At 32.7% G+C, this 13507-nt stretch carries 12 protein-coding genes and 1 tRNA gene; 5 read left to right on the top strand and 8 right to left on the bottom strand.

Annotation, left to right across the window (positions count from 1 at the left end):
• Nucleotides 1–115: 115 nt before the first annotated feature.
• Both AAGD19_RS03285 and AAGD19_RS03280 read left to right on the top strand, forming a co-directional pair.
• On the top strand, nucleotides 116–1660 hold the full coding sequence (locus AAGD19_RS03285) for a DHA2 family efflux MFS transporter permease subunit (RefSeq protein ID WP_341748320.1): 1545 nt from the start codon (nucleotides 116–118) through the stop codon (nucleotides 1658–1660).
• Nucleotides 1647–2126, top strand: coding sequence for a Na+/H+ antiporter subunit E (locus tag AAGD19_RS03280; RefSeq protein ID WP_341748319.1), 480 nt, complete (start codon nucleotides 1647–1649; stop codon nucleotides 2124–2126). Before AAGD19_RS03285 ends, AAGD19_RS03280 begins: the two co-directional genes overlap by 14 nt.
• 101 nt (nucleotides 2127–2227) lie before the next feature.
• Here AAGD19_RS03280 and AAGD19_RS03275 read toward each other — a convergent pair whose 3' ends face one another.
• The 8 genes from AAGD19_RS03275 to AAGD19_RS03235 form a co-directional block, all read right to left on the bottom strand.
• Entirely contained in the window at nucleotides 2228–2731 is a 504-nt protein-coding gene (locus tag AAGD19_RS03275; protein ID WP_341748318.1) for an RNA pyrophosphohydrolase, read from the bottom strand.
• A gap of 251 nt (nucleotides 2732–2982) precedes the next feature.
• Nucleotides 2983–4341, bottom strand: coding sequence for a PleD family two-component system response regulator (locus tag AAGD19_RS03265; protein WP_341748317.1), 1359 nt, complete (start codon nucleotides 4339–4341; stop codon nucleotides 2983–2985).
• 316 nt (nucleotides 4342–4657) lie between these two features.
• Entirely contained in the window at nucleotides 4658–5485 is an 828-nt protein-coding gene (locus AAGD19_RS03260) for an LpxI family protein (RefSeq protein WP_341748316.1), read from the bottom strand.
• A gap of 1 nt (nucleotide 5486) precedes the next feature.
• Nucleotides 5487–6305, bottom strand: coding sequence for an acyl-ACP--UDP-N-acetylglucosamine O-acyltransferase (lpxA, locus tag AAGD19_RS03255; RefSeq protein ID WP_341748315.1), 819 nt, complete (start codon nucleotides 6303–6305; stop codon nucleotides 5487–5489).
• Between the two features lie 2 nt (nucleotides 6306–6307).
• The gene (gene fabZ / locus AAGD19_RS03250; protein WP_341748314.1) at nucleotides 6308–6742 is read right to left on the bottom strand and encodes a 3-hydroxyacyl-ACP dehydratase FabZ; all 435 of its coding nucleotides are present in this window, start codon (nucleotides 6740–6742) and stop codon (nucleotides 6308–6310) included.
• 123 nt (nucleotides 6743–6865) lie between these two features.
• Entirely contained in the window at nucleotides 6866–7894 is a 1029-nt protein-coding gene (gene lpxD, locus AAGD19_RS03245) for a UDP-3-O-(3-hydroxymyristoyl)glucosamine N-acyltransferase (protein WP_341748313.1), read from the bottom strand.
• A gap of 157 nt (nucleotides 7895–8051) precedes the next feature.
• Nucleotides 8052–8127 (bottom strand) — tRNA-Phe (locus AAGD19_RS03240).
• Between the two features lie 97 nt (nucleotides 8128–8224).
• The gene (locus tag AAGD19_RS03235; RefSeq protein ID WP_341748312.1) at nucleotides 8225–9730 is read right to left on the bottom strand and encodes an NTP/NDP exchange transporter; all 1506 of its coding nucleotides are present in this window, start codon (nucleotides 9728–9730) and stop codon (nucleotides 8225–8227) included.
• 277 nt (nucleotides 9731–10007) lie between these two features.
• Between AAGD19_RS03235 and AAGD19_RS03230 the strand changes: the two genes are divergently transcribed.
• The 3 genes from AAGD19_RS03230 to folP all read left to right on the top strand — a co-directional run bounded on the left by AAGD19_RS03230 (nucleotide 10008) and on the right by folP (nucleotide 13503).
• On the top strand, nucleotides 10008–10991 hold the full coding sequence (locus AAGD19_RS03230) for a transposase (RefSeq protein WP_341747233.1): 984 nt from the start codon (nucleotides 10008–10010) through the stop codon (nucleotides 10989–10991).
• Nucleotides 10992–11683: 692 nt separating this feature from the next.
• Complete coding sequence (locus tag AAGD19_RS03225) at nucleotides 11684–12235, top strand: dihydroneopterin aldolase (protein WP_341748437.1); 552 nt, start codon at nucleotides 11684–11686, stop codon at nucleotides 12233–12235.
• Nucleotides 12235–13503 (top strand): dihydropteroate synthase, encoded by a 1269-nt coding sequence (folP, locus tag AAGD19_RS03220; protein ID WP_341748311.1) that lies wholly within the window; start codon nucleotides 12235–12237, stop codon nucleotides 13501–13503. The genes AAGD19_RS03225 and folP overlap by 1 nt, the downstream gene beginning before the upstream one ends.
• Nucleotides 13504–13507 lie beyond the last annotated feature (4 nt).

The raw sequence follows: 13507 nt of genomic DNA, 5'->3' as shown, positions 1-13507 counted from the left end.
TTCTATTAGATACTACTAAATAATTTTATCAAATATATATTTTTTGAGGATATTTGCTTGTAAGATTGTTACTTTTGTGATATAAGTGATATGCTATAATTAGGTTTCATTTTCTATGCAACAAGATCTTGACCCTCCCCCACTATCAAATAAGCAGTTACTTGCATTCTTTGCAATGATAGTAGGAATGTTTATGGCAGTGTTGGATATTCAAATTGTTGCCAGTTCTTTATCAGTTATTGCAGCCGGTCTTTCTGCTTCTAGTGATGAATTATCTTGGGTTCAAACATCATATCTTATAGCAGAAGTGATTATAATACCAATAACCGGTTTTACAGCCAAGCTTCTCTCCACTAGAATTTCTTATTTTATTGCTGCTCTTGGTTTTACCGTTATGAGTATTCTATGTTCGCTAGCCAGCAATATAGAAACAATGATTATTTTTAGAGCTTTACAAGGATTTTTTGGTGGAGCAATGATACCAATTGTCTTTAGTACAGTATTTATAATTTTTCCTGCCTCAAAACGCCCAGTAGTTACTGTGATAGTAGGATTAGTCGTAACAATAGCCCCAACACTTGGTGGTTACATTACTGAAAACTTATCTTGGCATTTTATGTTTTTACTCAATGTAATACCTGGTATTTTTGTTTGTGTGGTCGTATATTTATACGCTGATTTTGATCAACCTAATTACAATTTACTCAAGAATTTTGATTTTGTTGGCATTATTTTATTGACTGTTACTCTTGCTTCTTTGCAATATGTTTTAGAAGAAGGAAATAAGAAAGGCTGGATAGAAGATAATTTGATATTATTCCTTATCATACTAATTGTTGTTGGATTTATTATGCTAGTTATTAGAGAACTGACATTTATTAATCCAATCTTAGATTTAACAACTTTTGCTAACAAAAATTTTACCTTTGGTTGTATCTACTCTTTTGTCATAGGTATAGGATTGTATGGTGCAGTCTATTTATTACCTTTATTTTTATTTACAATAGCTGGTTTTAATACTGTACAAATTGGTTTCACCATGATGGTTACTGGTATGGCACAATTTCTGTCAGCTCCACTTGCAGGAAAAATGCTTGGTTCTGGATTAGATTTAAGAATTATTTTGGCTATCGGTCTAGCTACGTTTAGTTTAGGTTGCTACCTAAATAGTTTTTTAACAGCAGATGCTAAATTTGCCGAATTTTTTTTACCACAATTTATTAAGGGACTGGCGATGATGTTTTGCTTTTTACCTACTAATAATATTGCTTTAGGCAGTATGAGTAAAGACAAGGTGGGGAATGCTAGTGGGTTATATAATCTTACTCGTAATCTTGGAGGAGCTGTTGGTCTTGCGATTATTAGCACCCTTATTACAGATAAAACTAAGATTTTTAGCCAATATTTAAATGAGAATATTTCTTCCACTTCACCCTCTATTCTAATGAAATTACAATTTCTAGGACAATTATTGGATGGTAAAGTGGTTGATCCAGAAAAGGCTTCGTATTTTTGGTTAGCCAGTAATATAAATAAGGAAGCATTTGTAATTGCGATAAATAGCATTTTTGGTATTATAAGTGCATTATTTTTTGTGGTAATGATCTTTCTACCGTTTACATCAACTGTTAAAGGTGGAGGAAAGTATGATGCACACTAAAATCTTTACTTTAATTACTTTGTTATTGGTGTTGTTTGGTCTAACAGGAGTACCTAATGATATTTTTGCATTGTTGGTTTTCTTGATTATCCCCAGTATATCTTATCTTGTGGCAATAAAACTCAATTTGATCCCTGATAGGATCTATTTAAATTATCGTTCTATATTATATTTTATTTGGTTAATTAAAGAAATAGTTGTATCTAGCTTAGGAGTAATGAAGATTATATGGCGTAGAAATCTTAATCTACAGCCAGTCTTTGAGTGGATTAATTCAGAACAAAAAAACGATACAAGTCTTGTAATATATGGTAATTCTATTACTCTTACACCAGGAACTGTAACACTTAACATATCAAATGGTATGTTATTAGTTCATGCTTTAGAACAATCATCAATCGACAATCTAAAATTTGGTAATTTTACTATGAGTAAAAGAGTTCAGCACATTTCAAAGAACAACTAAAAAGAACGACTATAGTCAATTCAGGAGAATTGGATAGCAGGAACGATGGAGCGAAGCCTATAGATAATAGGCGAGCGATCGACGACATCACCAAATTCTCATCAATTGACTATATCATGAACGATAGGGGCGAATTCCTTAACTACAGCTTTATAAAGCTTGCGTTTAAAGGGAATTATAATTGATAATAACTCATCAAACTTAGCCCAACGCCATTCCTCAAACTCTGGGTTATGAGTATTAATATTAATATCTTCGTTAGTACCGGTAAACCTAATTAGAAACCATTTTTGTTTTTGACCTCGGAAATTACCACCCCATAATTTAGGTATTAAAATTTTAGGTACATCATAACTATACCAATATTTGCTTTCTGCAATAATATAACCTTTATTACAACCTATCTCTTCGAACATTTCTCTAAGGGCAGCAACACTAGGTGTTTCTCCTAGATCTATACCACCTTGAGGCATTTGCCAAGCTGATATTTTGGTATCTATTCTTTTACCAACAAATACTCTATTAGCACTATCTATTATCATCATGCCTACACTTGGCCTATATGGCAATTCACGATAACATTTACAAATAGTTTCATTTTTCATGATTTTAGGTTTTTATATGAAAGGTAGACTTCTTTAAGAACTACCTTCTCATAAGCTAATTTTACAATAGACCTTTTTCGAGACTCTACTTCTGCTGATAATTTGCACGTCGATGCGGTACTCGAATCCGTAACGGAATTAGAGTACGCTGTGGTTCGAGGTGAAGCGTCTCCTTCAAATCCCTCAGCATAAGCGAGTTTCGAAAGAGGTCTAATAAGTCTAGTATACCTGATTAGTTTTCATTTGTGTATCTAAATTATTCTTATCACTTTATTTCTTCCGTCCTCCTTTGCTTGATACAGAGCTTTATCGGTACGTTCTATAAAATCACTAATAGATTCCCCAATTTTGTATTCAGTTACTCCTATGGAGATAGTTTTCTTAATAGGGTCTTTTTGTGTTTTAACTTTAAAATCGATAGACTCCACTCTTGTTCTTGCCCGCTGCGCTATATACATAGCTTCGTCAATCGTTATGTCATTTAAAAGGATAGCAAATTCCTCTCCGCCATATCTAGCAACCAAGTCTGTAACCCTAAAAATACTCTTCAGAACATTAGCAATGGTTTTTAGCACTATGTCTCCTGCTTGATGACCATAAGTGTCATTAACTTGCTTAAAATGATCAATATCACACATAAGTAAGCATAAAGGTCTTTTACTATCAGTAGATTTTTTTACCATTTGCTTTATGTGTGTATCAAAATAATGACGATTAAATATGCCTGTCAAACCATCTTTGATCGACAAATTTACGCTTAACTCTAAATCATTGCGTAAAGTATCTTGGTAATGTTTTCTTTTCAATTGAGTTCTGATTCTAGCTAATAGCTCGTTTTTGTCTACTGGGTATGTAAAATAATCATTAATACCCAGCTCTAAACCTTTGATAACTATCGATGTATTTTCTTCTTCAGCTTGTAATATGAGTACCGTATCATGGAATTTAGCATCAGACCGTAGCATCACGCTTATTCTTAAAGGATCTCCTTGCTCTAATTGGCAGCTGATAATTACTAAATCCGGGGTATATTCGCTATCTTTCTCCAATTCATTAATATCAGATATTATTTTGATATTGGGGGTAAGGCTTAGAAGCATTTTATTTATGTTTCTTGCCTGCACTATATCATCGTTAACTAAAAGTATTTTACTATCTGAAAAATTATCTTTTACCTCTATAACGTCACCACCTAATTCAGCATTAGTAGTGTTTCTAAGCTTGAGTTCATCAATAACCGCCTTCATTCTAGCAAGAGATCGTACCCTTGCAAAAAGAGCAGTGTCATCAATAGGTTTTGTTAAGAATTCATCAGCTCCAGCTTCAAGACCTTTTATGCGATCCTCAGTATCAGAAAGAGCCGTAACCATAATCACTGGTATATGAATAGTGTAAGGATTAGACTTAATTCGTTTACAGATTTCAAATCCATCTATATTAGGCATCATGGCGTCAAGTAATACAATATCAATTCTATTAAGGGCAAGAACATCCAATGCATCTTTGCCGTTATTGGCAGTAAAGACTGTGTAATATTCTCCTAAAAGTTTAGCTTCCAGTAATTTAACATTTGATTCTATATCATCAACTACTAGTACATTGGCTGTCATAAAGTAATATATTTTTCTACAGACTCTTCAAATCCTTACACATAAGTGAATTTTGTAATAGGTCTCATGTTTCTTGGAAAAATTTTTTTTTATTTTAGCATGAATTTCTCATAGCACTAAGTAATATTACTCAAATAATTTGAAGAAGATGTTTCAAAGATCAATAAAATTTGGTATAATAGCCTAGAAATTATCATTTATACGCAAAAGAATTTTATTCTGAATTTTTTGTACTGTTTTGTCAAGAAAATCAGTTACTACAATTTTATAGTAGGGGTTGTAAGATAAAATTTATTACCCTAATTCTTTAGATACACTAAATAAGTTTAATAAAAAGTCCGCATTCATTAGCGAGTTCAATAGTTCTTTCTATCTCTAGAATAATCACTTTATCTTTTTGTATGGCTAACCCTTTATAAGCATAATTAGCTAAGTTACTTATTGTCTTTGCTCCTATTGTAGGTATATCAATTCTAGTATCTTGACCTTTCTTCATCATTTTAATAAGTACACCACCTGTAGAATTTTTACGTAAATATGAACATCTTTCTATTAAATTATCTGTACCCTCAGCCGCTTCAATACCTATAATATACCCATTATCAACAATTACTGACTGTCCTACATCAAGATATCCGATACTATCTAATAGCTTTATCCCCAGTTCGATATCTGTATTATCTATTCTAGATGGAACAGCTATGGTCATAACATCATTATTTGTTCTTAATATTTCATAACTAGAAACTACTTTAAACCCTTTTTCTTCTAGGAAATCTGTTACTATACCAAGAAGTTTATCATCTCCTAAAAATTTTTGTTTCAATATGCGTGCAAGTAACCTTGATCCCATTAAATCTACTTTAATTGATCGCAAATTAGGACGATTTACACTACCAGCAAGAATTATATTTTTTACATCATACTTACGAAAATATTCAATTATTGGCTTAACCATACCGATTTTAAAAAATTGGTGGGTAAAATCCTGATACAATACCGGATTTGCTTCTCCCTCCAAAGATGCGATATAACATTGCCCGCCTTGCTTAATGAAACTATTGGCGAGTGAAATTGGCAATAAGCCATTTCCTGCTATAATTCCAACTATACTCTTTTGCTTTAAAGGGTATATTTGCAACATTTTACTTACTTACCTTATCATGTTCAACTTGTCTTGGCTGGCAAAATGCTCTACTAATATCCTGTTTTATAAAAGTGATAATTTGTTCTACAATAGGATTACCTTTATATTGCTTTAAAACTATCTCAATTCTATCAGTAAAAATACCTTCGCCAATAAAAATCTCATCTACGGCTTTTATAGTATCAAGCGTTTCCTGATTATCAAAGCCACGTCTTTTCATCCCAACTAAGTTTATTCCTTCAAGAAATGCCCTTTCATTTGTAGCTAGCCCAAATGGAATCACATCTTTGCTCACCGCAGACATACCACCCACCATCGAATGTTGTCCTATACGTACGAATTGCAGAACAGCAGAAAGCCCTCCTATAATGGCATAATCATCAACTTTAACGTGACCAGCTAGGCTAACATAGTTAGCAAGAATTACATTATTACCCACAATACAATCATGTGCTATATGCACTCCAACCATCAATAAACAATTATTACCTACAGAGGTAACCATACCACCACCTTTACTACCGGCTTGAATAGTTACATATTCTCTAATAGTATTATTATTACCTATGATAACCTCTGACTCTTCCCCCCCATATTTAAGTATTTGAGGGGGCTGACCAATAGAAGCAAATGGATATATAACTGTATTAGCACCAATTTTTGTTTTGCCCTCTATAACTACGTGCGATTTTAACTCAATATTATCCGCCAAAATTACATCCGGCCCAACAGTACAAAAAGGACCAATTTTGACATTTTCACCAATCGAAGCCTTTGTATCTATTATGGCAGTTGCGTGTATAGCTGATAAAGTCATTGTTAATTCCTATTTTTAACCATTGCAGTAAATTTGCTCTCTGCAACTATATGATCATTAACTTTGCTGTTACTTGAAAATTTCCAAACAGAGCCTCTATTTTGTTCTATTTTAGCATAAATATGTAATGTATCACCTGGCTCAACAACTTTACGAAATTTTGCCTCTTCAATAGTCATAAAGAAAACATCTTTATCTTTGAAGTCCATTGATTTGGCTACTAAAATAGCAGATAATTGAGCCATAGCCTCAATAATTAGCACACCAGGCATTACTGGTTTTGTAGGAAAATGACCAGTAAATTGCGGCTCGTTAAAAGTGACATTCTTGATACCAACAATAGACTCATTAAGCTTAAATTCTAGCACCCTATCTATTAATAAAAATGGATAACGATGAGGTAGCATTTCCATTATTTCTATAATATTAATTGTCATTATATACATTCCTCTTTCTTATCTGTAAGCTATTTCATTTTTAGGTCAGCAAATCTTAAATCAAGCTTGTAATCATTTAAAGGACGACATGCTATTATCTTAAATTCTTCAAACATAGATTTTTTAGTTATCTAAACTCATTTTTTTGTTTACAAGTTGCTTCATAATTACTGATTGTTTATGCCAATCCCTAATTGGTACTGCAGGATATCCACCAACTGTAGCTCCTAGTGCAACATCTTTTATCACGCCAGATTTGGCTGCTACTTGGACTTTATCGCCTAATACTATATGTCCGGATATGCCTGACTGCCCCCCTAAAGCACAATATGCTCCTACCTTAGTACTACCTGCTATACCTACTTGGGCAACAATAACTGACCCCCGTCCTATTATAGCATTATGTCCTATCTGCACTAAGTTATCTATTCTACAAAAATCTTCTATTATTGTATAATTTATCGATCCTCTATCAATAGTAGTATTACTACCTATTTCAACATTATTACCTATTTTTACCATACCAGTGTGCAAAATTTTCTTATGAATTCCTTTATCTGTTGCAAAACCGAATCCATCTTGTCCAATTCTTGCTCCCGCTAATATTACCACATCATCACCTATTATACTGTAACTTACTGAAACATTTGAGTATATTAAGGCTCTATTACCTATTACTACTCCAAAATCTATACTCGTCCCAGATTCTATAACACAATCATCACCTATTATCACATGTTCTTCAATAACTACATTATGTCCTATATAACAATTCTTTCCTATAATAGCAGAATCTGCAATATAGCTAGAAGGCATAATTTTGTTAGGATAAGTTTTTGCTTTACTATAAAATAAATCTACTAATTTTGCATAAGCAAAATATGGATTTTTTGTTTTTAATAAAATTGTTCCATTATTAGATTCGTGCGAAAAATCCTCTGGGACTATGCAGCATGAAGCTTTAGTGTTTTGGAATTGAATAATATATTTGTTATGAATTAAAAAACTTATATCACCAACATCAGCCTCTTCTAATGACTTAACATTATGGATTAACAAATCATTTGAGTATACTATCTCAGCACCTATTAATTTTACAATTTCTGATAATTTATAAGGAGCAGATTTTTTATAAAAACGTGAGTTTATCATGGTTATTTAATTTTATAAAATAATGGCAACAGTATAAACGCCAGTTAGAAAATACTCAAGTTTTCTTACAATAATTTGTATTTCAGAATATTGTTCATTATTGTATAATAGTTATTATACAATCTAGAAGTATAGTATAAGAGATTTATCATAGAGATGGTGGCTAGAGCCGGGATCGAACCGGCGACACAAGGATTTTCAGTCCTTTGCTCTACCAACTGAGCTATCTAGCCGCATGAACAGACCTATTGTACCCCAATTTGGGATAAGAATTGACAAATTCTTATCCCAAATTCGCGTTGTAGTCCCATAAATCTAATTTCGTTACAACTAACTTTCGGATTTGACATCAGATATCTGAGCTTGATATTCCTTATTAAGTCCTTTAATTGCATATAGCCACAATATTACGATAACAAAAAATATACTAGCAAAATAAGGCGTAGCCTCAACAAAAGTAAAAGTAGGAAGCAAAATAAAGAACGTTGACTGGATGATACCCCCACCAGACTTACCGAACCTGCCACCTATAACCTCTACTGCTGCTTGACCTTTTGTTCTAAGATCCTTATCAAGAGGGATATATGCCATATTCTTGGTAGCATCAAATAGTGAGTATTTTGTTGCCTTGCTTAAAATATTTTGAACCATTCCAATCATTACTGCCACTGCCAAAGGTCCAGAAGCGAATAGACCAGTAACATACATTGCGATAGTGCTATCAAAGAAAATAAAAGCAAAAAAAGCAATCCCGGTAATTAACATCATCAAAGGAGTAATCATAGCGGCAGTAAACCAAGAAACCCTTCTTAAAATGTTAGAACCAACAATCATGAAGAATATAGCTGTCACACCTTGCCAAGCCTGAAATTGCCCCATATACATGGTATACTCTTCTTTAGTTGGATATAGCTGCTGAATTTTTGACTTCCATACACCTTCTACAAGATTCACTGATACCCCATAGCATAGAATTAGTAAAGCAATAAGCCCTAAATATTTTGAGCTAAAAATCATGTTAAAGCTTTCTATAAGAGATAGCTTAACCTTGCTTTTCTTATTACTAGCTTTACTTGTTGGATCATATAAAGTGGGATCGGTTAAAACATGTCGATTCATCCATCTATACAATAACATGATGACTACAGCACTACCCATCATAATAAGAAGCAGCGGAATAAATTTTAAATGTTCTGAAACTATTTGAGTTTCTTTGCTTAAAAAATAGCCAAGTATTAATGCAGTAACTGGTAAAGATAAATTCGCTAACATACCAAACATAGAATAAAAGCGTTTTGCCTCTTCAGTCTTAGTAATTTGGTTAGCAAACTGCCAAAATAATAAGCTAAGCATCATACTTCCCCAAAGTTCGGATATAGCATAAAATATGGCAAAACTCCATTTACCAACTACCCTAATAAACCACTTGAAATTCGGATATGCATTACTTAATGTATCAATTGTTTCAGGATTAGGATGCACCAACTCTGGGTATGGGTATAATACAAAAGTAAACAATACAAAATATGCTAGGAAAAAACCGGTCACAGTGTAAAAAACATTTTCTGCTTTTAAAAGATCACAAAGTTTTACATAAGCAACCATAAATAGTATTGCCATTGGTAAAACTACATAGGTTTTTACAAAACTTATTGCTTCAGGACCAATGGCTGTTACCACAAAACCATCTTTTATCGATCTAAGAGTGGAATAGTTAAGCAAAATGCAAAACATCATGGCAGCCATAGGCAAGAATTTCTTATTTTCATGCCCTTCAATTGGCCAAACCACTCTTCTTATTTCTGAGAAATAACTATTATCTTTCACTTTATCCATACTGTTTTATTATCATTATAAGTCAGTGGACTTATACAGATATATACAAGAAAAGTCAAACGAAATGATTATTTTTTGCTAGATATATCTAATTATAGGTTCTTATATCTTAAAAACATATTATGAAGTAGTTATAAGAGGGTGACTTGATAAGAGCCAAAACTTACGCTATGAGAAAAAAAATGGTACATTATGTTGAGTATAATTTACAAATGCCAAGAGGATAAAATTGCAAGCAATACCAGTTAATAGGACAGATTACTGTCAATTTCTAATAGTGAGTCAAAAGAATTATAGTTTGACCTACTATGCTGAACATGCCAAAAAATGTAGCCATGATGTTATTAATAGATTTTTAAAAAATGAAAAATATACACCTTCTTTGTTATGGGAACATATTAAGGATGATGTTATTTTATCGCCTAACGGATATACAATATTTGATGATACGGTGTTAAATAAAAGAAATACCAAGAAAATAGAAATTGCTAGATCACAGTACAGTGGGGCTACAGGTGGTATTACTACTGGTATAGGAGTAGTAAGTTTGGTATATTATAATCCGGATATTAATAAGTTTTGGGTAATAGATTACCGAATTTTTTCGCCCGAACATGATGGAGCGACAAAAGTAGAACACCTATTAAATATGTTAAATAATGCTGTGTATAGCAAAAAGATTCCTTTTCAAACTGTGCTTTTTGACACATGGTATGCTACGCATAAAATTATGCAACATGTTGATTCCTTGGGTAAATATTATTATGCTCCTATTAAAGCAAATAGAAACGTTACTAAAACTTCCTCTTCTAAGCCTTATAAAGCTGTTAGCAAGTTAACGTTTTCAGATGAGGAAATTAAGAGCGGAGTGGAGATTCATATAAAGGGCTTTGCAAAAGATAAGCATGTTAATTTGTTTAAACTTACTGTTTCTACCAACAGAGTTGATTATATTGTTACCAATAACAAAACTCAAAAATCTTCTAAAGCCGTACAAGATGAGTGTGGCTTTCGTTGGGTAATTGAGAGCATGCATAGAGAAATCAAGCAACTTACCGGTATAGAACGATGCCAATGCAGAAAACAACGCATCCAGCGTAATCACATTAGTTGTGCATTTTTAGTGTGGGCTTTTCTAAAAAGAACTGCACACAAAATAGGTAAGACGGTTTATCAAATAAAGTTAGGGCTTTTAGATCATTATATGCAACAGCAGTTACGTTCACCCTCTTTACGCTATTTAGAACCTTACATAGCGTAAGTTTTGGAGCTAGACTGAAATAGTCGTGCATAGAATAAGTACCCTCTTATCGTTAAGTTTGCTTTGAACAAATTGTGGAAGATATTGCAATGCAGTAGCCTTGTACAATAAGATGAAGGAAATTATACTATAGAATAAAATAATAGGTCTAGATGTAATACCAATTCCCAAAATTAATTTATGAAGCTTTTACTATATTGCATAGATATTATAAAAATAATAAATATACTCTATTAACTCCTTATCATTATTATGTACAACCAAAATAAAGTCGAGTAATCCACTCCAGTTACCTGTAGTTGATACGGAGTAGAGACCATTCAAAAGCATGGGCAAAGCTAAATTTTGCTAAAAAATATGCCTAGCTTTTTATAGTAACTGATAAATTGCTTTTATATGTCTGACAATACTAAGATTTACCAATTTAAAGTACATTTTAAAGATATAAGTCCAATGATTTGGCGTAGATTTCTAATTCAAATTTAGCTTTGTCCATGCTTTTAAATAGTCTCCAATTGCCAATTTGACTGCTGATTCTTTAAATTCGGTCGAATAAACCTTTGGTTTGCTATTAGTCATTTTTGTACTTCCTTTCTGTTAATCTTTCTGTTAATATTGTCTCGTATTAACTGTCCGGAAAACTGTTGACAGAACAATTTTTTCATAATACATTTAATCAGTAAAATGAGGTTATATTCAATAAAAATATTTTTAAGCTTTCTATTATAGATTTTCGTATTTGGGTTCATCTTGGATGTACTGAGGAAGAGAAGGTTCATCCCCAAATGGTTAGTTTCAATATTGACTTGTGTTTTAAGGTGTGTCCTCAAGGTGCTTATACAGATAATCTAAAGGATGTTGTTTGTTATCTTAAGATAGTTGAGTTAATTACCGTTTTTTGTCAAGGAAAGTGCTTTAATGTTGTTGAGCATTTGATAGAATCTATTTATAAGGCAATTTTTGATTACTTAAATTCATTCCAACATCTAATCCAATCAATTAAAATTGAGACTCGTAAAGTTTCTCCTCCTGTACCCAACATTCATGGGGGTATTAGTTGGACGCATTACATTAATTTTATTAATAGACCTCTTGCGAAATTCGCTTCTGCTAGGGAATTTGTAGGAGACACGGAACCTCGACCCGCAGCGTACTTAGATGTACGTGAGGATTCGAGTACCGGATCGACGCGCAAATTACCAGCAGAAGTAGAATTACGCAAGAGGTCTAATGAGGATGCGTGATGATTTATATAAGCTTGGGATCAAATTTAGGTAATCGCCTTGATAATTTATGGGAATCTGTTAACTTAATTAGGAAATATTGTTTATCAAATATTAGATGTTCTATAATCCTTGAAACTAAGGCAATTTTACCATGCAGTGCTTCTGATGACTGGGATAAGCCATTTTTAAATATGATAGTTGCTGGAGAAACAAACTTATCACCAACAGAATTATTGCAATCATTGCAAAATATAGAAGTAACTATAGGACGTCCTAGAAAGTATGAACTATGGGTTCCACGTATTATTGATTTAGATATTTTGTTTTATAACGATCTAATTATAAATACAGAAGATATTATTATTCCCCATCCTAAACTGGAAAATCGTGATTTCCTCAAACATCTATTAGCATTAATGGGTAAAGAGCCGTGGAAATTCCAACCAAGTATAGAGAACTCTTTTATAAAAAGCTCTGTTTTAAATCCTCGGTTGGTAGGAATCGTTAATATAACTAAGGATTCTTTTTCAGATGGCGGAAATTTTTATGAAACAAATAGAGCTATAGAACAAGTGATAAAGCTTGTAGAAGATGGAGCTAGCGTTATTGAAATTGGTGCTCAATCAACAAGGTCTAATGCAACTATTCAACCTATTGAATCTGAATACGCTAAGTTAGATGAAGTGTTAGGGGAGCTTGCGCCTATTATTGCTGATAAAAAGATCGATATAAGTGTTGATACACTACATCCTTTTATTGCTGTAAATCTTATAGAAAAATATCATATAAGATGGATTAATGATGTTGGTGGAGGATTTGATGATAACACATTAAGGGCTATAGCAAAAGCTGGTTGCAAATTTTGTCTTATGCACTCTATTACTGTTCCACCAAGCAAAAATCAGATTATACCTTTAAACGTTAAGCCAATTGATTATATGATTCAATGGGGCAAGTGTGCTATACAAAGACTTACTAAGCTTGGATTTACTTTAGAGAATATAGTTCTAGATCCTGGTATAGGGTTTGGCAAAACGGCTTATCAAAATATTGAAATATTAAGAAGTATAGATCAGCTTAAAACCTTAGGTTCTTTGATAATGATAGGTCATTCTAGAAAATCATATATTCATGCTTTTTCTGAAGAACCCCATGTTTATGCTAGAGATATAGAAACAATTGGAGTTTCCTTGGCTATTAAAGATAAAGTAGACTTTTTACGAGTACATAATGTGAAAGATCATATGAAGGCTTTGGTTGCCTATCACTCATCTAATAACGAGTAATGGC

This window comes from Candidatus Tisiphia endosymbiont of Dascillus cervinus (genome assembly GCF_964026405.1).
Lineage (GTDB): Bacteria > Pseudomonadota > Alphaproteobacteria > Rickettsiales > Rickettsiaceae > Tisiphia.
This window is presented reverse-complemented; position numbering and strand designations above follow the sequence as displayed.

Bases quoted from the DNA above. Each gene is read 5' to 3' on its own strand.
- AAGD19_RS03235 (WP_341748312.1), bottom strand. From the start codon at position 9,730: ATGGATAAAGTGAAAGATAATAGTTATTTCTCAGAAATAAGAAGAGTG.
- AAGD19_RS03265 (WP_341748317.1), bottom strand. From the start codon at position 4,341: ATGACAGCCAATGTACTAGTAGTTGATGATATAGAATCAAATGTTAAA.
- AAGD19_RS03275 (WP_341748318.1), bottom strand. From the start codon at position 2,731: ATGAAAAATGAAACTATTTGTAAATGTTATCGTGAATTGCCATATAGG.
- AAGD19_RS03260 (WP_341748316.1), bottom strand. From the start codon at position 5,485: ATGTTGCAAATATACCCTTTAAAGCAAAAGAGTATAGTTGGAATTATA.
- AAGD19_RS03285 (WP_341748320.1), top strand. From the start codon at position 116: ATGCAACAAGATCTTGACCCTCCCCCACTATCAAATAAGCAGTTACTT.
- lpxA (WP_341748315.1), bottom strand. From the start codon at position 6,305: ATGACTTTATCAGCTATACACGCAACTGCCATAATAGATACAAAGGCT.
- lpxD (WP_341748313.1), bottom strand. From the start codon at position 7,894: ATGATAAACTCACGTTTTTATAAAAAATCTGCTCCTTATAAATTATCA.
- fabZ (WP_341748314.1), bottom strand. From the start codon at position 6,742: ATGACAATTAATATTATAGAAATAATGGAAATGCTACCTCATCGTTAT.
- folP (WP_341748311.1), top strand. From the start codon at position 12,235: ATGATTTATATAAGCTTGGGATCAAATTTAGGTAATCGCCTTGATAAT.
- AAGD19_RS03280 (WP_341748319.1), top strand. From the start codon at position 1,647: ATGATGCACACTAAAATCTTTACTTTAATTACTTTGTTATTGGTGTTG.